At 75.4% G+C, this 25055-nt stretch carries 1 protein-coding gene (running past one end of the window); it reads right to left on the bottom strand.

Features of this window, described 5'->3' with window-relative positions; all coding sequences use genetic code 11:
• Window positions 1-25055: the 5' portion of a type I polyketide synthase gene (locus ABT123_RS21550; RefSeq protein WP_351316989.1), read on the bottom strand. 3586 nt of this gene lie to the left of the window's left edge; the window shows 25055 of its 28641 coding nt (coding positions 1-25055); it begins with the start codon at window positions 25053-25055; the stop codon falls past the left edge of the window.

Here is a 25055-nt window from a genome sequence, read left to right as displayed (position 1 = left end):
GGGGTGGTGGCCGAGACGGGCACGGGGATGCGTACGGCAGCTCCGCCCGTCGTACCGGTGGTGACGGCCGGTTCCGGCACCTGTCGTGCCTCGGTGAGGGGTTCGTCCTGCATGGGGTCGGTTGCCTGTTCCAGGATGACGTGGGCGTTGGTGCCGCTGGCACCGAATGAGGAGATACCGGCGCGGCGCGGGCGGCCGGTGTGCGGCCAGGAGGTCTCCTCGGTGAGGAGCTCCACCGCGCCGGCCGTCCAGTCGACGTGCGAGGAGGGCGCGTCCAGGTGGAGGGTCTTCGGCAGGACGCCGTACCGCATCGCCATGATCATCTTGATCACTCCGGCGACGCCCGCGGCGGCCTGCGTGTGCCCGATGTTGGACTTGACCGCGCCGAGGAGCAGCGGCTGCCCTGCGTCCCGGCCCCGGCCGTAGGTGGCCAGCAGCGCCTGCGCCTCGATCGGGTCGCCCAGCTTGGTGCCGGTGCCGTGCGCCTCGACGGCGTCCACTTCGGCGGCGGTGAGCTTGGCGTTGGCCAGGGCGCGCCGGATGACGCGCCGCTGGGACGGGCCGTTCGGGGCGGTGAGGCCGTTGCTCGCGCCGTCCTGGTTGACGGCGGAGCCGCGGAGGACGGCCAGGACGTCGTGGCCGTGGCGGCGGGCGTCGGAGAGGCGTTCGACGACGAGTACGCCGACGCCCTCCGACCAGCCGGTGCCGTTCGCCGAGTCGGCGAAGGCCCGGCAGCGGCCGTCCGGTGACAGGGCGCCCATCTCGCCGAATTCGACGAATCCGACGGGGCTGGACATGACGGTCACACCGCCGGCGAGGGCCATGGAGCACTCACCCGCCCGCAGGGCCTGCGCGGCCAGGTGCAGCGCGACCAGCGAGGAGGAGCAGGCGGTGTCCACGGTCACCGAGGGCCCTTCCAGGCCCAGGGTGTACGACAGCCGGCCGGACAGCAGGCTGGCGGACTGGGCGGTCTCGACATGGCCGAGCTGCCCGATGGCGGGCCGGTAGTCGCCGCTGCCACCGCCGATGAACACGCCGGTGTCGCCGCCGCGCAGGGTGTGCGGGTCCACGCCGGCCCGCTCCAGGGCCTCCCAGGCCGCCTCCAGCACGATCCGCTGCTGCGGGTCGACGATCATCGCCTCGCGCGGTGAGATGCCGAAGAAGGCGGCGTCGAAGTCGGCGACGTCGTAGAGGAAGCCGCCGTTCTGGGTGACGCTGCGGCCACGGCTGTCGGCGTCACCGTGGGCGAGCCGGTCCAGGTCCCAGCCGCGGTCGGCGGGGAAGGTCCCGATGGCGTCGACCTCGGCGCGCAGCAGCTCCCACAGGTCCTCGGGGGACTGCACGCCGCCGGGGTAGCGGCAGCTCATGCCGACGATGACGATCGGGTCCTCGGCGGTGTCGGCGGTGCCGGCGGTCGCGCCGACGGCCGTCGTGCCGGTCGTGGCGGCCGATGCGGCCTCCTCGTCCCCCTCCTCCAGCAGTTCCGCGCGCAGCTGCGCGGCGAGGGCCGTCGGAGTCGGGTGGTCGAAGGCGAGCGTGGCCGGCAGGGTCAGGCCGGTGGCCTTGGCCAGCTGGTTGCGCAGGTCGACGGCGGTGAGCGAGTCGAAGCCGAGGTCCTTGAAGGCCTGCCCGGCCGGGATGGCCTCCGCGTCCTGGTAGCCGAGTACGGCGGCCACTTCGCGGCGTACCAGGGCCAGCAGCACCTCGTCGCGCTCGGTGCCCTCGGGCCGGGCCAGCAGTTCGGCGCGCAGCGCTGCCGCAACACCGGTACCGGTCGCCGTGTCCCCAGGGGTCCCGGCCCGTCCTTCGGCGGGTGCCAGCGCGGCGCGGACCTCCGGCAGTTCGGCGAACAGCCTGCTCGGCCGGGCCTGCCCGAAGGCGGGCGCGAAGCGTTCCCACTCCACGTCCGCGACGACCACGGCGGCCGTACCGTCGCCGGTGGCCCGGCGCATGGCGGCCAGGGCCCGCTCGGGGTCCATGGCGGGCAGCCCGCTGAGCCGCAGGTGCCGGTCCATGGAGTCGTCGGTGAGCCCGGTCCAGGCTCCCCAGGCCACGGCGAGGGCGGCGGCACCGGCGGCACGGCGGCGTTCGGCGAAGGCGTCGAGCCAGGCGCTCGCCGCGGCTCCCCGGCCTTGGCCGCGTACGCCCCAGACGCCGGCGATCGAGGTGAACAGGACGAAGGCGTCCAGTTCCCGGTCCCCGAGGACGTCTTCGAGGGCCTTTTCCAGGGTCTCCACGCCGGCCCGGACCAGGTCCGGTCCGGTCGGTTCGGTCGGCCCGGTCGGTTCGGCGCCGTACCCGGTGTGGATCACCGCGGTCAGCGGCCGGTCGGAGGGGATCGCGGACAGGGCCGCGGTCAGCGCGGTCCGGTCGTCCGGGGCGGCGGTGGCCACCGTGAGGGTGGCCCCGTGCCCGGCCAGCCGGGATCCGAGTTCGGTGCTCAGCGCCGCGTCCGGCTCGCGGGTGCCGACGAGCAGCGCGTGAGCCGCGCCCTGCCGGGCCAGCCAGTCGGCGGTGTGTCCGCCGAACTCCGCGGCCTCACCGATGACCAGCACGGTCCCGGACGGGGTCCAGGACCCGGCCGCCGGGTCGGCGGCCGACGACCGCACGAGGCGGCGGGCATAAGCACCGGACGGGCGCAGTGCCAGCTGGTCCTCACCGCCGGAACCGGCGGCGAGCAGCGAGCGCAGCCGGGCGGCCGTGCGCGCGTCGGGCACCTCGGTCACATCGAGCAGTCCGCCCCAGCGGGCGGGGTCTTCGAGGGCCGCAACCCGGACCAGGCCCCAGACGGCGGCCTGCGCCGGATCGGCGGGCGCATCGGCGCGGCCCACGGCCACCGCCCCCCGGGTGACCCACCACACCGGCGCCTCGACACCGGCCGCCGTGAGGGCGGCCGACCAGGCGTCGGGCAGCGTGGCCACGGCGGGCAGCAGGGACAGAACGCCGTCGAACCGCCGGTCGAGCCCGGCCAGCCGCGCGATGAGGCCTTCGGCGTCGGCAGGGTCGACCAGGACGCGTACCGCGTCCGGTCCGAGGGCGTCCACGATCCCGGCCGCCCATGCGTCGTCCGCACGGCTCTCCGGGACGAGCGCCAGCCAGCTGCCCGTGAGGGCGTCGGCCGGGGCGGCGTCGATCGGCTTCCAGGTCACCCGGTAGCGCCAGCCGTCCACCACCGCGCTCTCGTCACGGCCGCGACGCCATGCGGACAGGGCCGGCACGAGCGCCGACAGCGCCGCCTCGTCCTCGGACAGGCCGAGGGTGGCGGACAGTTCGGGCAGGTCCTGCCGTTCCACCGCCGCCCAGAAGGCGGCGTCGTACGCGTTCTGTTCCTGCGTACCGCCGCGGACCGGAAGGGCCGCGGGCTCGGGCCAGTACGGCTCGCGCTGGAAGGGGTAGGTGGGCAGGCCGGTGCGCCGGGCGCCGGTGCCCTCGTACAGGCGGGTCCAGTCGACCCGTACGCCGGCCACGTGCAGCCGGGCCAGCCCGGTGACGAGCGCGGACTCCTCGGACCGGTCCCCACGCAGGGCCGGGGTGACCACCAGGTCCCCGCCCGTCAGGTTCTGCTCGGCGAGGGCGGCCAGGACACCGTCCGGGCCCACTTCCAGGAAGGCGGTCGCCCCCGCCTCTCCGAGGGCGCGGACGCCGTCGGCGAAGCGGACGGTCTCGCGGACGTGCCGGACCCAGTACTCCGGGTCGCACACCAGCTCCGCCGTCGCAAGCCCACCCGTCACGTTCGAGACGAGCGGCAGCAGCGGCGCGGCGAAGGACAGCCCGGAGACGACCTTCCGGAAGGCGTCCAGCATCGGCTCCATGAGCGGCGAGTGGAAGGCGTGCGAGACCCGCAGCCGGGTCGTCCTGCGCCCCATCGCCGCGAACTCGGCGCGTACGGCCTCCACGGCGTCGGCCGCACCGGAGACGACCACCGAGGCCGGTCCGTTCACGGCCGCGAGGGACACGTCCGCACCGAGCAGCGGCCGGACCTCGTCCTCGGTCGCCTGGAGCGCGGCCATGGCGCCGCCCTCGGGCAGGGCCTCCATCAGCCGGCCGCGGGCCGCGACCAGGGTGCAGGCGTCGGCGAGCGTGAGGACGCCCGCGACGTGCGCGGCCGAAACCTCACCGACCGAGTGGCCGGCCACGAACTCCGGCTGTACGCCGAGCGATTCGGCCAGCCGGTACAGCGCGACCTCGACCGCGAACAGTCCGGCCTGCGCGTACTGCGTACGGTCGGCCAGGGCGGCGTCCGTCCCCCAGACCACCTCGCGGAGCGGGCGGTCCAGTTCGCGGTCCAGTCCGGCGCACGCGGCGTCGAAGGCCTCGGCGAACACCAGGAAGCGCTCGTACAGTTCGCGGCCCATGCCCAGGCGCTGGGAGCCCTGGCCGGAGAAGAGGACCGCGAGGGACCGCTCGGCGGCCGTGCCGCGGGCGACCTCGGTACCCGCGACGAGCACGGCCCGGTGCGCAAGATGCGTACGTCCGGCGGCGAGCGAGAAGCCGACGTCCACCGGGGACGCCTCTGTCATGGCGGCCAGCTGCGCGAGCTGCGCGTCCAGCGCGGCCTCGGACTTGGCGGACACCACCCACGGTGCCACAGACAGCGCCACGGAGGGCGCGTCCGGGGCGGGCGCGGGCGGCGCCTGCTCCACGATCACGTGCGCGTTGGTGCCGCTGACGCCGAAGGCGGAGACACCCGCCCGGCGCGGGCGCCCGGTCGCGGGCCAGGCCTGCTCCTCGCGGACCAGGGTGACCGCCTCGTCCGTCCACTCCACGTGCGTGGACGGGGAGTCCACGTGCAGGGTGCGCGGCAGGACGCCATGCCGCATGGCCAGGACCATCTTCATGACGCCGGCCATGCCGGCGGCGGCCTGGGTGTGGCCCAGGTTGGACTTGACGGCGCCGAGGAGCAGCGGCCGTTCCCGGTCCTTTCCGTACGCGGCCATCAGGGCGCCGGCCTCGATCGGGTCACCGAGCGGGGTGCCGGTGCCGTGTGCCTCGACGGCGTCGACCTCGGCGGGCGTGAGGCCCGCGTCGACCAGGGCCTGGCGGATGACCCGCTGCTGGGCGCGCCCGTTGGGTGCGGTCAGTCCGTTGCTGGCGCCGTCCTGGTTGACGGCGGCGCCGCGCAGCACGGCGAGCACGGGGTGGCCGTGGCGGCGGGCGTCGGAGAGGCGTTCCAGGACGAGGACGCCCGCGCCCTCCGACCAGGAGGTGCCGTCGGCCGCTTCGGCGAAGGCCTTGCAGCGGCCGTCGGGGGCCAGTCCGCCCTGCGCGGAGAACTCGATGAACGAGTCGGGGCTCGACATCACCGACACGCCGCCGGCGAGGACGAGGGAACACTCGCCGCCGCGCAGCGCGCGGACGCCGAGGTGGAGGGCGACGAGCGAGGAGGAGCAGGCGGTGTCGACGGTGACGGCCGGGCCCTCCAGGCCCAGGGTGTAGGAGAGGCGGCCCGACATCACGCTGGCGGTGTTGCCGGTGGCGACATGGCCCTGGACGTCGGCGGTGCCGCGGCGCAGGACGGAGGTGTAGTCCTGGCCGTTGGTGCCGATGAACACCCCGGTGGAGCTGGCGCGCAGCGAGTCGGGCGCGATGCCCGCCCGCTCCAGGGCCTCCCAGGAGGTCTCCAGCAGCAGGCGCTGCTGCGGGTCCATGGCGAGGGCCTCGCGCGGCGAGATGCCGAAGAAGCGGGCGTCGAAGTGGCCGACGCCGTCCAGGAAGCCGCCCTCCAGGGTGGCGGAGCCGCCCCGGCCGAGGCTGTCGAGGTCCCAGCCGCGGTCGGCAGGGAAGGCCGAGATGGCGTCCTCGCCGTTCGCCAGCAGCCGCCACAGGTCCTCGGGCGAGGTGACCCCGCCCGGGAACCGGCAGCCCATGCCCACGATCACGATCGGGTCGTGGTCGTGGTCGACGGCGGTCCCGGCCGACGCCACCGGTGCGGCAGCGTCTTCCGCTCCGCCCAGCAGCTCGGCGAGCAGGTGCGCGGCGAGGTCCTGCGGGGTCGGGTGGTCGTACACGAGGGTCGCGGGCAGCCGCAGACCGGTGGTCGCGGTGAGGGTGTTGCGCAGTTCGACGATGGTCAGCGAGTCGAAGCCGAGGTCGGTGAACGCCTGGTCGGCGCCGATGGCGACCGCGTCGGCGTGACCGAGTACGGCGGCCACCTGGGCCCGCAGGAAGTCCAGTACGAACTTGGCGCGGCCGGCCGCGGGCAGGGTGGTGAGCCGCTGCCGCAGGCCGCTCTCATCCCCTCCGGCCTGCTGCTCGCGTACGACGCCTCGGGGCTCGGCGAGGTCGGCGATCAGCGGGTTGGACCGCACCGCCGTGAACACCTGGGCGAACCGGGCCCAGTCGATGTCCGCCACGGTCAGCGTGGCCGGGTCCGCGTGGTCCAGGGCCTGGGTCAGCGCGTCGAGGGCGAGCTCGGGTGCCATGGGCGTGTAGCCGCCCCGGCGGACCCGGGCTTCGACGCCGGTCCCGTCGCCGGCCATGCCGGTGCCGGCCCACGGTCCCCAGGCGAGGGAGGTCGCGGGCAGGCCCTGCCCGCGCCGGTGCTCGGCGAGGGCGTCGAGGACGGCATTGGCGGCGGCGTAGTTGGACTGTCCGGCGGCGCCGAGGCTGGCCGCGGTGGACGAGAACAGCACGAAGGCCGCCAGGTCCGTCTCGCGGGTCAGCTCGTGCAGGTGGAGCGCGGCCGTGGCCTTCGGGCCGAGTACGGCGGCGAACGCCTCCGGGGTGAGCGTGTCGAGGACGCCGTCCTCGACCACACCGGCCGCGTGGAAGACCGCGGTCAGCGGCAGTTGCTCCGGGATGTCGGCCAGGACGCCGGCGAGTGCGTCGCGGTCGGCGATGTCGCAGGCGGCCAGGGTGACGCGGGCGCCCAGCGCGGCGAGTTCCTCACCGAGTTCCACGGCGCCGGGCGCGTCGGCGCCACGCCGGCTGACGAGCAGCAGGTGTGCGGCGCCGCGGGCGGCGAGCCGGCGAGCAAGGTGCGCGCCGATCCCGCCGGTGCCGCCGGTGATCAGGACGGTGCCGGTGGGGGCGTACGGGCGTACGTCTGCACGGTCGGCCGGCGCGAGGCGGGCCAGCCGGCGGGCGTACACACCCGAGGCGCGCACGGCCACCTGGTCCTCGCCGCCGGTGGCCCCGGTCTGCGCGAGCAGTCCGGCGATCCGGCGGGCAGCGGGCTCGTCGAGGGTCTCGGGCAGGTCCAGCAGGCCGCCCCAGCGCTCGGGGTGCTCCAGGGCCGCGCTGCGGCCCAGACCCCACACGGCTGCGTGGGCGGGCCGGCCGAGCCGGTCGGAGCGGCCGACGCTGACGGCGCCCCGGGTCAGGCACCACAGCGGGGCCTCGATCCCGGCGTCGCCGAGGGCCTGGAGGGCGGTGGCCGTCGGCAGCAGGCCCTCGTCCTGGAGCGCCAGCAGGGACAGCACTCCGGTGAACTCGTCGCTCGCCTCTGCCAGTTCGCGCAGCCGCTCGGCGAGGTCGCCGCGCGTCTCCCCGCGCGGGACGGTGAGGGTGTACCGGTCGCCGCCGAGGGCGTCGAGCAGTTCCTCGCAGCCCTCCCCCTCAGCGGGTACCAGGCAGAGCCAGGTGCCGGCGAGGGTGGCGGACGCGGCCGGGGCGGCGGCCAGTGGCTTCCAGGTGCTGCCGTAGCGCCAGCCGTCGACGGTGGACTCGGCGCGGCGCTTGCGGCGCCACGAGGTGAGGGCGGGCACGACGGCCGTCAAGGTGGCGTCGTCCAGCCCGAGATCGGCGCCGAGCGCGGGCAGGTCCGCCCGCTCCACGGCCGCCCAGAACGCGGCGTCCACCGGGTCAGCGGCGGGCCCGGCCGTACCGGCCATGCCGGCCCGGCCGGCCTCCGGCCAGTAGCGCTGCCGCTGGAAGGCGTACGTCGGCAGGTCCTCGAAGGCGACGGCGCCGCTTCCGGGGAAGAACGCGTCCCAGTCGACCCGTACGCCACTCACGTGGAGGCGGGCCAGGGCGGTGGCCAGTGCCGGGGCCTCCGCGCGGTCCCGGCGCAGGGCCGGTACGGCGGTGACCCGCTCGTCGGCCACGACTTCCTGGGCCGCGCCGCTCAGCACGGCGTCCGGGCCGATCTCCAGGAGCACGGTGGCGTCGAGCTCGGTGAGGCGGCGGGCGGCATCGGCGAACCTGACCGTGCCGCGCACCTGCTCGACCCAGTACTCGGGGGTGCACAGCCGCTCGGATTCGGCGAGTTGGCCGGTCACGGTCGACACGAGGGAGATCGCCGGTGCGTGGTAGGTGATCCCGCGGGCGACCTTGGCGAAGGCGTCGAGCATCGGGTCCATGTGCGGCGAGTGGAAGGCATGGCTCACCCGCAGCCGCCGGGTCCGGCGGCCCTGCGCGGCACAGCGCGCCGCGAGCTCCAGGACCGGCTCCTCGTCACCGGACAGGACCAGTGAGCGGGGGCCGTTGACGGCGGCGAGCGCCATCCGGTCCTCGTGGCCGGCCAGCAGCGGCAGCATCTCCTCCTCGGTGGCCTCCACGGAGACCATCGCGCCCCCGCCCGGCAGGGCGGACATCAGCCGGCCGCGCGCGGCGACCAGCGTGCAGGCGTCCTCCAGCGAGAACACCCCGGCCACGTGAGCGGCGGCGAGCTCGCCGATGGAGTGCCCGGCCAGGTGGTCGGGCCGGATGCCCCAGGATTCGACGAGCCGGTGGAGGGCCACCTCCAGGGCGAACAGGGCGGGCTGGGTGTAGGCCGTGTCGTCGAGCAGCGCGGCTTCGGCGCTGTCGGGCTCGGCGAACATCACCTCGCGCAGTGGCCGCTCCAGTTCGAGGTCGAAGCGGGCCAGTACGGCGTCCAGTGCGTCGGCGAACACCGGGTGGCGCTCGTACAGTTCGCGGCCCATGCCGGGACGCTGGCTGCCCTGTCCGGTGAAGAGGAACGCGGTCCGGCCGCGCCCGGTGGCGCGGTCGGTCAGCAGGGCGGAGTCCGGCAGGCCGTCGCGCAGGGCGGTCAGGGCCCGTACGCACTCCTCGTGCGTGTCGGTGGCCACGGCGGCCCGGTACTCCAGGGCGGCGCGGCCGGTGGCCAGCGCACGCCCCAGGGCGGGGAGCGCGAACGCGTCCGACCTGCCGGTGACCGTGTCGAGCAGGCGCCCGGCCTGGGCGCGCAGCGCGGCCTCGGTCCGGCCGGACAGCACGAGCGGAACCACGCCCGCCGGCTGCGCGGTCTCCTGCTCCGGCGCGGACTCCGTGACCGGGGCCTGTTCCAGGATGGTGTGGGCGTTCGTACCGCTGAGGCCGAAGGAGGACACGGCGGCGCGGCGCGGCCGGCCGGTCTCCGGCCAGTCCCGTTCCCCGGTCAGCAGCTCGATCGCGCCGGCCGTCCAGTCCACGTGGGTGGAGGGCCGGTCGATGTGCAGGCTCGCGGGCAGTACGCCGTGGCGCATGGCCATGACCATCTTGATGACGCTCGCGACACCGGAGGCCATCTGGGTGTGGCCGATGTTGGACTTCACCGAGCCGAGCAGCAACGGCCGCTCGGTGTCACGGTCCTGGCCGTAGGTCGCGAGCAGAGCCTGGGCCTCGATGGGGTCGCCCAGGCGGGTGCCGGTGCCGTGGCCTTCGACGGCGTCGATGTCGGCGGCGCGGACGCCCGCGTTGGCGAGCGCCTGGCGGATGACGCGCTGCTGGGAGGGCCCGTTGGGGGCGGTCAGGCCGTTGGACGCGCCGTCCTGGTTGACGGCGGAGCCGCGGATGACGGCGAGCACCCGGTGGCCGTTGGCCAGGGCGTCGGACAGCCGCTCGACGAGGACCAGGCCCACGCCCTCCGCGAGGCTCATACCGTCGGCGGCCTCGGCGTACGCCTTGCAGCGTCCGTCCACGGCCATGGCGCGCTGCCGGCTGAAGCCGACGAAGGCGTTGGGCGTGGCCATGATGCTGACGCCGCCCGCGAGGGCGAGCGTGGACTCGCCGTTGCGCAGCGACTGGCAGGCCAGGTGCAGCGCCACCAGCGAGGAGGAGCAGGCGGTGTCGAGGGTGACGGCGGGGCCTTCGAAGCCGAAGCTGTACGAGATTCGCCCGGACAGGACGGACGGGAGGGTGCCGGTGACCAGGTGGCCCTCGGCGCCGTCCTGGGCGGAGCCGCCCGAGGTGTAGTCCTGGTAGCTGGCGCCGATGAAGGTGCCGGTGCGGCTGCCGCGCAGGGCGCCCGGGTCGATCCCGGCGCGCTCCATGGCCTCCCAGGAGGTCTCCAGCAGCAGGCGCTGCTGGGGGTCCATCGACAGGGCCTCGCGCGGCGAGATGCCGAAGAAGCCCGCGTCGAACTCGGGGGCGGAGTCCAGGAATCCGCCGCGCGTGGAGTACGTCTTGCCGGGGCGGTCCGGGTCGGGGTCGTAGAGCCCGTCGGCGTCCCAGCCGCGGTCGAGGGGGAAGTCGCCGATGGCGTCGGCCCCGGCGGCGACCAGCCGCCACAGGTCCTCGGGGGAGGCGACTCCGCCCGGGTAGCGGCAGCTCATGCCGATGACCGCGATGGGTTCGTCGTCGGCGAGCGGCGATGCGGCCACAGCGGCCGGGGCCGCCGTTCCGGTCTGCGCGCCGGCGACCTGCGTACGCAGGAACTCCACCAGGGACAGCGGGTTGGGGTAGTCGAAGACCATGGTGCTGGGCAGGGCCAGCCCGGTCACGGCCGACAGCCGGTTGCGCAGGTCCACGGCGGTCAGCGAGTCGAAGCCGACGTCGCGGAACGCCCGCTGCTCGGACAGCACGTCCGGGGAGGCGTGCCCGAGGACGGTGGCCGCCTCGGCGCGTACGAGGTCCAGCAGTGCCCGGTCCTGTTCGACGGCGGGCAGCGTCCGCAGCCGCACGATGAACTCGCTGTCACCGGAGGGCCGTTCGGTGGCCTGCCGCTCCAGCTTCCGGACCTCGGCGATGTCCTCGAACAGGGCGGTGGGCCGCCCGGAGGTGAACACCGGGTGGTAGCGGTCCCAGTCGATGTCGGCGACGGTGAGCACCTGCGCGTCCTCGGCCAGGGCCTGCCGCAGCCCGGTGAGGGCCTGCTGCGGGTCCATGAAGTTCAGGCCGCTGCGCCGGATCTGGCCGGGGTCGACCCGGCCGAGCTTCAGGTCGTCGGACCAGATGCCCCAGGAGATGGAGGTGGCATGGGCGCCGCGCGCCCGGCGGTGCTCGGCGAGCGCGTTGAGGTAGGCGTTGCCCGCGACGTACGCGGCGTGTCGGCCACTGCCCCACATGCCGGCGGTGGAGGAGTACAGGACGAACGCGTCGAGCTGCTCGTCGTCGAGGAGTTCGTCCAGGTGCCGGGCTCCGGTGACCTTCGCATCGACGACCTTGGCGAATGCCTCGGGGCCGGTCTCCTCCAGGGAGGCCAGTTCGATGACGGCGGCGGTGTGCACGACGGCCCGTACGGTGCGGCCGTCGGCCGTCAGGCCGTCCAAGAGGGCGGCGACGGCCGCGCGGTCGGTGAGGTCGCAGCTGCGGAACTCCGCCTCGCAGCCCAGCTCGTGGAGTTCGGCGAGCAGCTCGGCGGTGCCGGGCGCGTCGGCGCCGCGCCGGCTGGTGAGGACGAGGTGCTCGGCGCCCTGCCCGGCGAGCCAGCGGGCCAGGTGCGGGGCGAGGGTGCCGGTGCCTCCGGTGATCAGGGTGGTGCCACGCGGACGCCAGGTGTCCCTGCTGTCGGCGGCACTGCCCGCGGTGGCACGGGTGATCCGCCGGGCCAGGGCACCCGAGGTGCGCAGGGCGAGCTGGTCCTCGCCGGTCGTCCCGGTGAGGACGGCGGCGAGGCGTTCGCGACCGCGTGCGTCCAGGGGGGTCTCGGGCAGGTCGATGACGCCGCCCCAGCGCTCGGGGTGTTCCAGGGCGGCGGTCCAGCCCAGGCCGTGGATCTGGGCCTGGACGGGCCGGGTGAGCCGGTCGGCGCGGCCGGTGGAGACGGCGCCCCGGGTGACGCACCACAGCGGTGCGCCGATTCCGGTGTCGCCGAGGGCCTGGACGAGGGCGAGGGTCAGGGCGAGCCCGGTGGTGAGCGCGGGCACGGCCCGGCTCGGCGCCTCGTCGGCGGCGAGCAGCGAGACGATCCCGGTGAAGTCCGCACTCTCGGCGGCGAGACGGTCGGCCAGGACCGACCGGTCGGCGCAGGTCTCGTCCAGCACCAGGTGCCGTACGTCGGCCCCGGCGGCCGTCAGCGCCTCGATGACGTCGGCATCGGCCGGAGAAGTGGCCGGGGCGACGAGGAGCCAGGTGCCGGTGAGCCGGGCGCCCGAGGGCAGTCCGCCGAGCGGCTTCCACGCGGCGCGGTAGCGCCAGGAGTCCACCGCCGCACGGTCGCGGCTGCGGCGCCGCCAGCCGGCGAGCGCGGGCAGCAGCGGGGCGAGGTCGGACTGCTCCAGCTGCAGGCCGGCGGCCAGCGACTCGACGTCCGCCTCTTCGACGGCGGTCCAGAACTCGGCGTCCGCCGGGTCCCCTTCGCCCGCGGTGCGCGGCCTGCCGGGCACCGCCCACAGGTGCTCGCGCTGGAAGGCGTACGTGGGCAGGGCGACGCGGTGCGCGCCGGTGCCCTCGAAGGCGCCAGTCCAGTCCACCCGGGCGCCGCGGACGAACGCCTCGGCGAGGGAGGTCAGGAAGCGGTCGGTGCCGCCCTTGTCGCGGCGCAGGGTGCCGATGGCGGCGACCCGGTGCCCGCTGTCCTCGGCCACGGCCTGGACGGCCATGGTCAGCACGGTGTGCGGGCTGGTCTCGACGAAGACCTGGTGGCCCTGGTCGAGCAGCGCGGCCACGGCCGGGCCGAAGCGGACGGTGCGGCGCAGGTTGCGGTACCAGTACGCGGCGTCCAGCACGGCCGTGTCCAGCCAGTCGCCGGTCACGGTCGAGAAGAAGGGGATCTCGGCGGTGCGCGGGCGCACCGGTGCCAGGGCGGTCAGCAGCTCGTCCTCCAGCTGCTCGACCTGGGCGGAGTGGGAGGCGTAGTCGACGGCGATGCGACGGGCCCGGACGTTCTCGGCGGCGAGCTCCTCGATGAGCGCGTCCAGCTCCTCGGGCGCGCCGGCGACGACCACGGTCCGCGGCCCGTTGACGGCGGCGACGGAGATGCCGGCGCTGCGGGCGGCGATGCGCTCCTCGACCTCGTCGGCGGACAGCGGTACGGAGACCATGCCGCCGGAGCCCGCCAGCCGGCGGGCGATGGCCTGGCTGCGCAGGGCCACCACGCGGGCGGCGTCGTCCAGGGTGAGGGCCCCGGCGACGGCCGCCGCGGCGATCTCGCCCTGCGAGTGGCCGAGGACGGCGTCGGGGGTGATGCCGTACGAGGCCCACAGGTGGGCCAGCGACACCATCACGGCGAAGGTCGCGGGCTGCACGACGTCGACCCGGTCGAGGGAGGGCGCGCCATCGGCCTGGCGCAGGACGTCGACCAATGACCAGTCGGTGTAGGCCGACAGGGCTGCGGCGCACTCGTGCAGCCGTTCGGCGAAGACCGGGGACTCGTCGAGGAGTTCGGCGGCCATGCCGATCCACTGGGAGCCCTGGCCGGGGAAGACGAAGACGGTCTTGCCGTCGAGGTCGGCAGTGCCATGGACGACGGCGGCGGACGAGCCGCCGCTCGCGAGCGCCTCCAGGTGCTCGCGCAGTTCCCCGGCACGGTCGCCGAGGACGACGGCACGGTGCTCGAAGAGCGCGCGCGTGGTGGTGAGGGAGTGGCCGATGTCGGCCGGCCGCACCCCGGACTCGGCACCGAGGCGGTCGAGGTGCTCGACCAACTGCGCGGCCTGACCGCGCAGAGCGCCGGGCGTCCTGCCGGACAGCACCCACGGCACCACGCCGAGGGCAGCCGGGGTCGCCTGCGCGGCGGACGGCTCCGTGGCCGCCTGGGCCGGCTCCTGGCCGGAGGGCAGCACCGGCTCGCCGCCGGAGGCAACGGTCGGGGCGTCCTCCAGGACCACGTGTGCGTTGGTGCCGCTGATGCCGAAGGAGGACACCGCGCAGCGGCGGGCCTGTTCACCGGACGGCCAGGCGGTCGGGGTGTGCAGGAGGGCGACGGTGCCGTCGGTCCAGTCGATGTGCGAGGACGGCTCGTCGGCGTGCAGGGTCTGCGGGAGCAGGCCGCCGCGCAGCGCCATGACCATCTTGATGACGCCGGCGACGCCGGCCGCCGACTGGGTGTGGCCGATGTTGGACTTGACAGAGCCGAGCAGCAGCGGGTTCTCGGCGTCGTGACCCTGGCCGTAGACGGCCTGGAGGGCCTGCGCCTCGATGGGGTCGCCGAGGGCCGTGCCGGTGCCGTGGGCCTCGACCGCGGTGATGTCGGCGGCGGTCAGGCCCGCGTTGCTGAGGGCCTGGCGGATGACGCGCTGCTGGGAGGGCCCGTTGGGGGCGGTGAGCCCGTTGGACGCGCCGTCCTGGTTGATGGCGGAGCCGCGGACCACGGCGAGGATCTCGTGCCCGTTGGCCTGGGCGTCGGAGAGCCGCTCCAGGACGAGGACGCCGACGCCCTCGGCCAGGGTCATACCGTCGGCGGCCTCGGAGAAGGGCTTGCAACGGCCGTCGACGGCCAGTGCCCGCTGCCGGCTGAAGGCGATGAACGGGTTCGGGTTGGTCATGACGGTGGCGCCGCCCGCCAGCGCGAGCGAGCTCTCCCCGTTGCGCAGGGACTGGCAGGCCAGGTGCAGGGCCACCAGTGAGGAGGAGCAGGCGGTGTCCACGGTGACGGCCGGGCCTTCGAGGCCGAAGAGGTAGGCGAGCCGGCCGGAGAGGACACTCGGGCTGGTGCCGGTGACGGCGTGCCCGGCGGACGCGTCGTCCATGCCGGTGCCGTACTCCTGGTAGGTGGAGCCGATGAAGGTGCCGGTGGCGCTGCCGTGCACGGCGGCAGGGTCGATGCCCGCCGATTCGAAGGCCTCCCAGGTGGTCTCCAGCAGCAGCCGCTGCTGGGGGTCCATGGAGAGGGCCTCGCGCGGGGAGATGCCGAAGAATCCGGCGTCGAACTCCCCCGCCTCGTGCAGGAAGCCGCCTCGGGTGGAGTACGTCTTGCCGCCCGCGTCGGGGTCGGCGTCGTACAGGTTCTCGTCCCAGCCACGGTTGACGGGGAACTCGGAGGTGGCGTCCACGCCGTCGGCGATCAGCTGCCAGAACTGCTGCGGGGAGCGGACCCCGCCGGGGAAGCGGCAGCTCATGCCGACGATGGCGACGGGTTCGTCGTACCGGCCGGCGACGGTGGCCCGCGGGGCCGCCTGGGCCTCGGCGGCGCCGAGGATCTCGCCGCGCAGGAAGGCGGCGAGGGCGACGGGCGTCGGGTGGTCGAAGGCCATGGTGCTGGGCAGCGTCAGGCCGGTTACGGTCGCCAGCCGCTTGCGCAGCTCGACGGCGGTCAGCGAGTCGAAGCCGGCGTCGCGGAAGGCGCGGGTGGGGGCGACGGACTCGGCGGAGGCGTGCCCGAGGACGGTGGCGGCCTCGCGGCGCACCAGGTCCACCAGCGTCCGGTCTCGCTCGGCGTCCGACAGCGCGCGGACCTTGCGTACGAACTCGGAGACGGCGGCCTCGGCCTTCGGCGCCGTCGCGAGTGCGCGCACCTCGGGCAGTTCGCCGAAGAGCCGGCTGGGCCGGGCCGCGGTGAAGACGGGGACGTACGTGGTCCAGTCGACGTCGGCGACGGTGACGTCGGTGTCCTGCTGGAGGATCGCCCGGCGCAGTTCGGCCAGGGCGGTGGCGGGTGCGAGGAAGCGCAGGCCCTGGCGGGCGAGGCTGTCGGAGACGGCCTCGTGGGTGGCCATGCCGGCTTCGGCCCAGGGGCCCCAGGCCACGGAGGTGGCAGTCAGGCCGCGGGCGCGGCGGTGCTCGGCGAGCGCGTCGAGGTAGGCGTTGGCGGCGGCGTAGGCGCTCTGCCCGGCGCTGCCCCAGATGCCGGCGACGGAGGAGAACAGGACGAAGAAGTCCAGGTCCTGGCCCTCGAGCAGGGCGTCGAGGTGGGCCGCGCCGAGCATCTTGGCGGCGGCGTAGGCCGCCACGTCGGCGAGCGGGGTGGCGGCGAGCGGCGAGGCCTGGCCGAGGCCGGCCGCGTGGACCACACCGGTCAGCGGGTGCTCGGCGGGTACGGAGGCCAGCAGGGCGGCGAGCGCGTCGCGGTCGGCGACGTCGCAGGCGGCGAGGGTGACCTCGGCGCCCAGCTGCCGTATCTCCTCGGCCAGTTCGGCGGCGCCCGGGGCGTCGGCGCCGCGCCGGCTGGTGAGGATCAGGTGCGCGGCGCCGTGCCGGGCGAGCCAGCGGGCGACCTCGGCGCCCAGCGCGCCGGTGCCTCCGGTGACGAGCACGGTGCCGGTGGCGGTGAAGGCGCCGTCCTTGGGGAGTTCGGCGGCGGGGCGGCGCACCAGGCGGCGGCCGTAGGCGGCGCTGCCGCGCAGGGCGAGCTGGTCCTCGGCGGCCTCGCCCGGGGTGGTGGCCAGCGCGCTGACGAGGCGCTGCACGGTGGGCGCGGTGAGGGTCTCGGGCAGATCGACCAGTCCGTGGAAGGCCTGCGGGCGCTCCAGGGCGGTGACCCGGCCCAGGCCCCAGGCGGCGGCCTGGACGGGCCGGATGACCGGGTCGGCGGCGCCGGTGGAGACAGCGCCGCGGGTGACCGTCCACAGCGGGGCGGTGCTGCCGGTGTCGTGCAGGGCCTGGGCCAGGACCACGCCAAGCGCGAGGCCTGAGGGCAGACCGGTGCCCTGGAGGTCGGTGCCGTCGGCGAGCGGGAGCAGGGACAGCAGGCCCTGGTGCTCCCCCGCCTCCGTGATCCGGGCGGCGAGTTCGGCGCGGTCCAGGCAGGCGTCGTCCAGGACGAGGCGGGTGAACCGGGCGCCGTGGCCGCGCAGGGCGTCCAGCAGCTCGGCGTCCTCGATCCCGTCAGTGGTCAGGACGAGCCAGGTGCCGTCCAGGACGGGGGCGGCACCCGAGCGGACCTGCTGCCACTGGATCCGGTGGCGAGCGGAGTCCAGCAGGGTCTGCTCGGCGTGGTGGCGCCGGTAGGTGGACAGGGCGGGCAGCAGGGCGGCGAGGCCGGCGTGCTGTTCGTCGCGCAGGCCGAGGATGCCGGCCGCACCGGCGGTGTCACCGCGTTCGACGGCGCCCCACAGGGCGGTGTCGGCGGGGTCCGCGGCGGCGACGGCCGCCGTGGCGGTGGTCCGCTCGGGCCAGTAGCGCTCGTGCTGGAAGGCGTACGTGGGCAGTTCGACCCGACGGGCGCCGGTCCTGGCGTGGTAGGCGGCCCAGTCCACAGCGATCCCGCGGACGTGGAGCCGGGCGAGGGCGGCGGTGACGCTCTGCTCCTCGGCACGGCCGGTGCGCAGCAGCGGGACGGATTCGGTGTCGTCCCCGAGGACGTCCTGGGCGAGGGCGGACAGTACGCCGTCCGGGCCGAGTTCGAGGAAGGCGGTGGCACCGGCGGCGCGGGCGGCGCACACTCCGTCGGCGAAGCGGACGGCACGGCGGACGTGCTCCACCCAGTAGCCGGCAGTGCACAGCTCCTCGGCGGTGGCAATCGCACCGGTCAGGTTGGACACCACGTCGAAGACCGGCGCGGTGTACGTCAGCTGCTCGGCGACGGCGCGGAAGGCGTCGAGCATGGGCTCCATACGGGCCGAGTGGAAGGCGTGGCTGACCCGCAGCCGCTTGGTCTTGCGGCCCTCTGCGGTGAACTGCTCCGCCAGCGCGAGGACTTCGGCCTCCTCGCCGGCGATGACCACGGCGCGGGGGCCGTTGACGGCGGCGACGGAGATCCCGTCGGTGAGCCGGGCAAGGACCTCCTCCTCGGTGGCCTGGAGGGAGACCATGGCGCCGCCCTCGGGCAGGGCCTGCATCAGGCGGGCCCGGGCGGCGACCAGGGTGCAGGCGTCGGCGAGGGTGAACACCCCGGCGCAGTGCGCGGCGGCGATCTCGCCGACGGAGTGGCCGAGCAGCGGGCCGGGGCGCACGCCGAGGGAGGTGATCAGCCGGAAGAGGGCGACCTCGACGGCGAACAGCGCGGGCTGGGCATAGCCGGTGCGGTCGAGCAGGGCGGCCTCAGGGCTGCCCTCGGCGGCGAACAGCACCTGGCGCAGCGGGACCTCGTACCCGTGGTCCAAGTACCCCAGGGCCTCGTTGAGGGCGGCGGCGAACACCGGGAAGCGGCCGTACAGCTCGCAGCCCATGCCGGCCCGCTGGGAGCCCTGTCCGGCGAAGAGGAAGCCGAGCCCGGCGGCGCCGGTCTCGCCTTCCCACAGCGCCGGGTCGGCCTCGCCACTGGCCAGCGCCCGCAGGGCGCGCAGCAGTTCGGTGCGCCCGCCGACGGCGACGGCGCGCTGTTCGAAGGCGGACCGGGTGGTGGCGAGGGAGAGCCCGATGGCGGCCGGGTCGAGCTCGGGGTGGGCCTCGGCGTACGCGCGCAGCCGGCCGGCCTGGTCGCGCAGCGCGGCCCGGGTCCTGCCCGAGACCGGCCAGGCGGTGACCTGGGTTTCCTCGTGCGCGGCGGGCGTGGGAAGGGCCGGCGCCTGCTCGATGACGACGTGGGCGTTGGTGCCGCTGATGCCGAAGGAGGAGACACCGGCGCGGCGCGGTCGGCCGGTCTCGGGCCAGGCCGTCTCCTCGGCCAGCAGTTCGACGGCTCCGTCCTGCCACTCGACGTGCCGGGAGGGCTCGGCGGCGTACAGGCTGCGCGGGGCCAGGCCGTGGCGCAGGGCCATGACCATCTTGATGACGCCGGCGACACCGGCGGCGGCCTGGGTGTGGCCGATGTTGGACTTGACCGAGCCGAGCAGCAGCGGCCGTTCGGCATCGCGGTCCTGGCCGTAGGTGGCGAGCAGGGCCTGGGCCTCGATGGGGTCGCCGAGGGTGGTGCCGGTGCCGTGTCCCTCGACGACGTCGACGTCCGCGGTGGTCAGGCCGGCGCCGGCCAGGGCCTGGCGGATGACGCGCTGCTGGGAGGGCCCGTTGGGGGCGGTGAGGCCGTTGGACGCGCCGTCCTGGTTGACGGCGGAGCCGCGGACCACGGCGAGGACGGTGTGTCCGTTGCGGCGGGCGTCGGAGAGCCGTTCCAGGACGAGGATGCCGACGCCTTCCGCCCAGCCGACGCCGTCGGCGCCGTCGGAGTAGGCCTTGCAGCGGCCGTCCGGGGACAGGCCGCGCTGGCGGGAGAACTCGATGAGGGAGGTCGGGGTGGACATGACGGTGACGCCGCCCGCGAGGGCGAGCGAGCACTCGCCGGCGCGCAGGGCCTGCATGGCCCAGTGCATGGCGACGAGCGAGGAGGAGCAGGCGGTGTCCACGGTGACGGCCGGGCCTTCGAGGCCGAGGGTGTAGGACACCCGGCCGGAGGCGATGGACGGCGAGGTGCCGCTGCCCTGGTGGCCTTCGAAGCGGCTGTCGGCGAGGGTGGCGGCGTAGTCGTTGTACATGACGCCCGCGAACACGCCGGTCTGGGAGCCGCGCAGCGAGAGCGGGTCGATGCCCGCGCGCTCGATCGCCTCCCAGGAGGCCTCCAGCAGCAGCCGCTGCTGGGCGTCGGTGGCCAGCGCCTCGCGCGGGCTCATGCCGAAGAAGCCGGGGTCGAACTCGGGGGCCTCGTGCAGGAATCCGCCGAAGCGGGTGTAGGCGGTGCCGGGGTGGTCCGGGTCCGGGTGGTAGAGCCCGTCGAGGTCCCAGCCGCGGTCGGTGGGCAGGCCGGAGATGGCGTCGGTGCCCTCGCGGACCAGCTGCCACAGGTCGTCGGGCGAGGCGACCCCGCCCGGGTAGCGGCAGCTCATGCCGACGATGACGATGGGGTCGTCCGAGGCCGCGGCGGTGCGCGGGGCGGTGGCCACGGCGGCGGCGCCCTGGTCCCCCATGAGTTCGTCGAGGAGGTGCGCGGCGAGCGCGGTGACCGTCGGGTAGTCGAAGATCACGGTGGCGGAGGTGCGCAGTCCGGTGGTGGTGCGCAGCCGGTTGCGCAGTTCGACGGCGGTGAGCGAGTCGAAGCCGAGGTCCTGGAACCGGCGTACCGGGTCCACGTCCTCGGGTCCGCCGTGCCGCAGTACGGCGGCGACCTGGGTGCGGACGAGGTCGACGACGGCCGCGGCGCGGTCCTGCTCGTCGAGGCGGGCGAGCCGCTGGACGAGTCCGGCGGCTGCCTCGGAGCCGGCGACGACGGAGCGCCGGGCGGGGCTGCGGACCAGTCCGCGCAGCAGCGGCGGTACGTCGCCCAGCGCGCGCAGGACCGGCAGGTCGAGCCGGGCGGGCAGCAGGACGGGCGCGTCCACGACGAGGGCCGCGTCGAACAGGGCGAGTCCGTCCTGCTCGGTCAGGGCGGGGGTGCCCCTGCGGGCGAGGCGCTCCAGGTCGGCCTCGGTCATCCCGCCGGTCATGCCGGCGGTGGGAGCCCATGGGCCCCAGCCGAGCGAGCGGGCGGGCAGTCCGGCGGCGCGCCGCAGCTGCGCGAGGGCGTCGACGAAGGCGTTCGCGGCGGCGTAGTTGCCCTGGCCGGGGGCGCCCGCGGTGCCGGAGAGGGAGGAGAACACCACGAAGGCGGAGAGGTCAGGGCAGAGTTCCGCGGTGGCCTGGTGCAGGTGCCAGACGGCGTCGGCCTTGGGCCGCAGGACGGCGCTGATCCGCTCGGGGGTGAGGGAGGTGAGGACGCCGTCGTCGAGGACCCCGGCCGTGTGCACCACGGCGGTGAGCGGGTGCGCTGCGGGGACGGTGGCGAGCAGCCGGGCGGCGGCGGCCGGGTCGGTGAGGTCGCAGGCTTCGATGGCGACCTGTGCGCCGAGCGTGCACAGCTCGTCGGCGAACTCGGCGGCGCCTTCGGTGGCGGGGCCGCGCCGGCTCGCCAGCAGCAGGTGGCGTACGCCGCGCTCGGTGACCAGGTGCCGGGCCAGGGCCCGGCCGAGGCCGCCGAGGCCGCCGGTGATCAGGACGGTGCCCTCGGGGTCGAGGACAGTCTCGGCCGGCTCGCGGCGGGCCCGGGCGAGCCGGGCGACCAGCACGGAGCCGTCCCGGACGGCCAGTTGCGGCTCGTCACTGGCCAGGGCCTGCGGGGGGACGGCGGCGGGCGCGTCGGGGTCGAGGTCGAGGAGGCCGAAGCGGCCGGGGTGCTCGGCCTGCGCGGAGCGTACGAGGCCCCAGACGGCGGCGGCCGGCAGGTCGGTGACGCCCTCGCCGTCGGCCGCGGCGACGGCGCCGCAGGTGACGAAGGTCAGCCGGGTCTCGGCGGTGGTGTCGTCGGCGAGCCAGTCCTGGATCTGCCGCAGGACGCGCGCGGTCAGGGCGTGCGCGGCGGCGGCCGGGTCCTCGGTGGGCGCGGCGACGGCGGGGGCGAGGACCACGGCGGGCGGCTCGGCGCCCTCGGTCCGCACGAGCGGGGTGCCGAGACCGTACGGGTCGTCGCCGAGGACCGCGACGGAGGCCGGGGCCGGCTGCGCGGTGGTGCCGCGCAGCCGGGTCCAGCGCAGCTCGAACAGGGCTTCGCGGACCAGCGCGGTGGCGGGGTTCAGCTCCATGTCCGGCAGGGCGCGCAGGACGAGCGAGCCGACGGTGGCGACCGGCCGGCCCTCGGTGTCGGCGACGGCCAGCGCGACGGCGTCGTCGCCGGCGAAGGAGAGCTTGACCCGGACGGCGGTGGCGCCGGTGGCGTGCAGGGTGACGTCCTGCCAGGCGAAGGGCAGTCCGCCGCGCCCGTGTTCGCCGAGGTCGAGGAAGGCGCAGGGGTGCAGGGCTGCATCGAGCAGGGCGGGGTGGATGCCGAACGCGTCGGCGGCGGTCCCGGCCCCGGTCCCGGTCTCGGGCAGCGCCACCTCGGCGTACACGTCGTCGCCGACCCGCCAGGCTGCCCGTACGCCCTGAAACAGCGGCCCGTACCCGAAGCCGGTCTCGGCCATCCGCCCGTAGAACCCGTCGAGGTCCAGCGGGCGGGCGTCGGCCGGGGGCCATGCCCCGGCCGCGAACTCGTCCCCGGCCGGGGCGTGCTGGTCCGTGGCGGCCAGTACACCCTGGGCGTGCTGCGTCCACGGCTGTTCGTCGGCGGCTCCCCCGTCCTGGCCGGCCTCGGGCCGGGAGTGGACGGTCAGGGTGCGGCGGCCGGTCTCGTCGGGGCTGCCGACCCACACCTGTACCTGTACGCCGCCCTGTTCGGGCAGGACCAGGGGCGCGGCGAGGGTGAGCTCCTCGACGCGGTCGCAGCCCACCTCGTCGCCGGCCCGGACGGCCAGCTCCAGGAAGCCGGTGCCGGGCAGCAGGACGGTGCCGCGTACGGCGTGCTGGGCCAGCCAGGGGTGGGACTGGACGGAGAGCCGGCCGGTGAGCAGCAGTCCGTCGGAGTTGGCGAGGGACACGGCGGCGGCGAGCAGCGGGTGGCGGGCGGCGCCCAGGCCGGCGCCGCGCACGTCCCCGGCGTGCCGGCCGAGCGCGGTGCGGGGCCAGAAGGCACGGTGTTCGAAGGCGTACGTGGGCAGGTCGACGGGGCGGGCCCCGGTGCCGGCGAACCAGCCGTCCCACTGGACGCGGATGCCTCGTACGTGCAGGGCGGCGACGGCCTCGGTGAGGGTGTCGGTCTCGGGGCGGCCGGGGCGCAGCAGCGGACTGGCGACCGGCTCCTCGGGACGGGCCTGCGCGAGGGCGGACAGCACGCCGTCGGGGCCGAGTTCGAGGAAGGCGCCGGCGCCGTGCCCGTTCAGCCAGTCGAGTGCGTCGGCGAAGCGGACGGTGTGGCGGGCGTGGTCGGCCCAGTAGTCGGGGGAAGCGAGCTGCGCGGCGGTGGCGGGAACGCCGGTGAGGGTGGAGATCACCGGGATGACCGGGGCCTGCGGGGTGAGTCCGGCGACGACGGCTCGGAACTCCGCGAGCATCGGCTCCATCAGGGGCGAGTGGAAGGCGTGCGAGACGCGCAGCGGCTTCGTCCTGCGGCCGATCGCGTCGAAGTGCGCGGCGACGGCGGCGGTTTCGTCGGTGGCGCCGGCCACGACGACGGCGTTCGGTCCGTTGACGGCGGCGACGGAGACTCCGTCGGTGAGCCGGGCGAGGACCTCCTCCTCGGTGGCCTGGACGGCGATCATGGCGCCGCCCTCGGGCAGGGCCTGCATCAGGCGGGCCCGGGCGGAGACCAGCGTGCAGGCGTCGGCGAGGGTGAACACCCCGGCGCAGTGCGCGGCGGCGATCTCGCCGATGGAGTGCCCGGTGAGGAAGTCCGGTGTGATCCCGAGGGATTCGACGAGCCGGAAGAGAGCGACCTCGAGGGCGAACAGGGCGGGCTGGGCGTAGCCGGTACGGTCGAGCAGGGCCGCCTCAGCACTCCCCTCGGCGGCGAACAGCACCTCGCGCAGCGGGACCTCGTACCCGTGGTCCAAGTACCCCAGGGCCTCATCGAGGGCGGCGGCGAACACCGAGTACCGGCTGTACAGTTCCTGCCCCATACCGGCCCGCTGGGATCCCTGCCCGGCGAAGAGGAAGCCGAGCTTCGTCCGCCCCTGGACGGCGCCCCGCAGAGCGGTGCCGTCCTCGCCCTCCGCGAGGGCGGTGAGCGCGGCCTTGGCCCCGGCACGGTCGGCGGCGGTGACCACGGCGCGGTGCTCGAGGCCGGCCCGGGTGGTGGCGAGGGAGTACGCGAGGTCGGTGTCGCGGTGCTGCGGGTCGGCGGCCAGGAACTCCAGCAGCCGTGCCGCCTGCCCGCGCAGGGCCTGCGGGGTGCGGCCGGACACCAGCCACGGCAGCGTGCCCGGCGCCACGGGCTCGGAGTCCTGCGGCGCGGGCTCGGAGGCCTCCTCCGGGGCCTGCTCGATGACGGCGTGCGCGTTCGTACCGCTGAGGCCGAAGGAGGAGACGCCGGCCCGGCGCGGTTCCTCGCGCTTCGGCCACGGGGTGGGTTCGGTGAGCAGGCGTACGGCGCCGGCCGACCAGTCCACGTGGGTGGACGGCTCGTCCACGTGCAGGGTCCTGGGCAGCAGCTCGTGCCGCAGGGCGAGCACCATCTTGATGACGCCGGCCACACCGGCGGCGGCCTGGGTGTGGCTGATGTTGGACTTCACGGAGCCGAGCAGCAGCGGCCGGTCCTCGGGGCGGCTCTGGCCGTAGGTGGCGAGCAGCGCCTGTGCCTCGACCGGGTCGCCGAGGGTGGTGCCCGTACCGTGGGCCTCGACCACGTCCACCTGGTCGGCGGAGAGCCGGGCGCCGCGCAGCGCCTGCTCGATGACCCGCTGCTGGGAGGGTCCGTTGGGGGCGGTCAGGCCGTTGCTCGCACCGTCCTGGTTGACGGCGGTGCCGCGTACGACGGCCAGCACCCGGTGCCCGTTGCGGCGGGCGTCCGCGAGCCGCTCCAGGACGAGCACGCCGACGCCCTCGGCCCAGCCGGTGCCGTTCGCGGAGTCGGCGAAGGAGCGGCAGAGGCCGTCCGCGGCCAGCCCGCCCTGCCGGGCGAACTCCACGAAGGTGGTGGGGCTGGACATGACGGTGACGCCCGCGGCGAGCGCGAGTTCGGATTCCCCGGAGCGCAGCGACTGCGCGGCCAGGTGGATGGCGACGAGGGAGGAGGAGCAGGCGGTGTCCACGGTGACGGCGGGGCCGACCGTGCCGAGGACGTAGGCCAGGCGGCCGGAGATGATGCTGGTCGCGTTGCCGGTCAGGACGAAGCCCTGCACGTCGTCGTCGGGCCCGGTGCGGTACTCCTGCGGCATCGCGCCGACGAACATGCCGGTGCGGGTGGAGCGCAGGGCGAGCGGGTCGATGCCGGCCCGCTCGAAGGCCTCCCAGGACGCCTCCAGCAGCACCCGCTGCTGCGGGTCCATGGACAGGGCCTCGCGGGGCGAGATGCCGAAGAAGGCGGGGTCGAAGTCGGCGGCGCCGCGGAGGAATCCGCCGCGGATGTCGGTGGGCCCGTCGGCGGGGTCGAGTTCCCAGCCGCGGTCGGCGGGCAGGCCGGTGATGCCGTCCCGTTCCTCCACGAGCATGTCCCACAGGTCTTCGGGGGAGGCCACCCCGCCGGGGTATCGGCAGCTCATGCCGACGATGGCGATCGGCTCGGTGGCCGCCGCCTCAAGCTCGTTCACCCGCTGCCGCGAGCGCTGCAGGTCTGCGCCGGCCCGCTTGAGGTAGTCCCGGAGTTTCTGCTCGTTGTCCAT

The sequence above is a fragment of the Streptomyces sp. NPDC002054 genome (assembly GCF_040296685.1).
Classification (GTDB): domain Bacteria; phylum Actinomycetota; class Actinomycetes; order Streptomycetales; family Streptomycetaceae; genus Streptomyces.
Note: the sequence above shows the minus strand (reverse complement) of the source record. Positions and strands in the feature narration are given on the sequence as shown.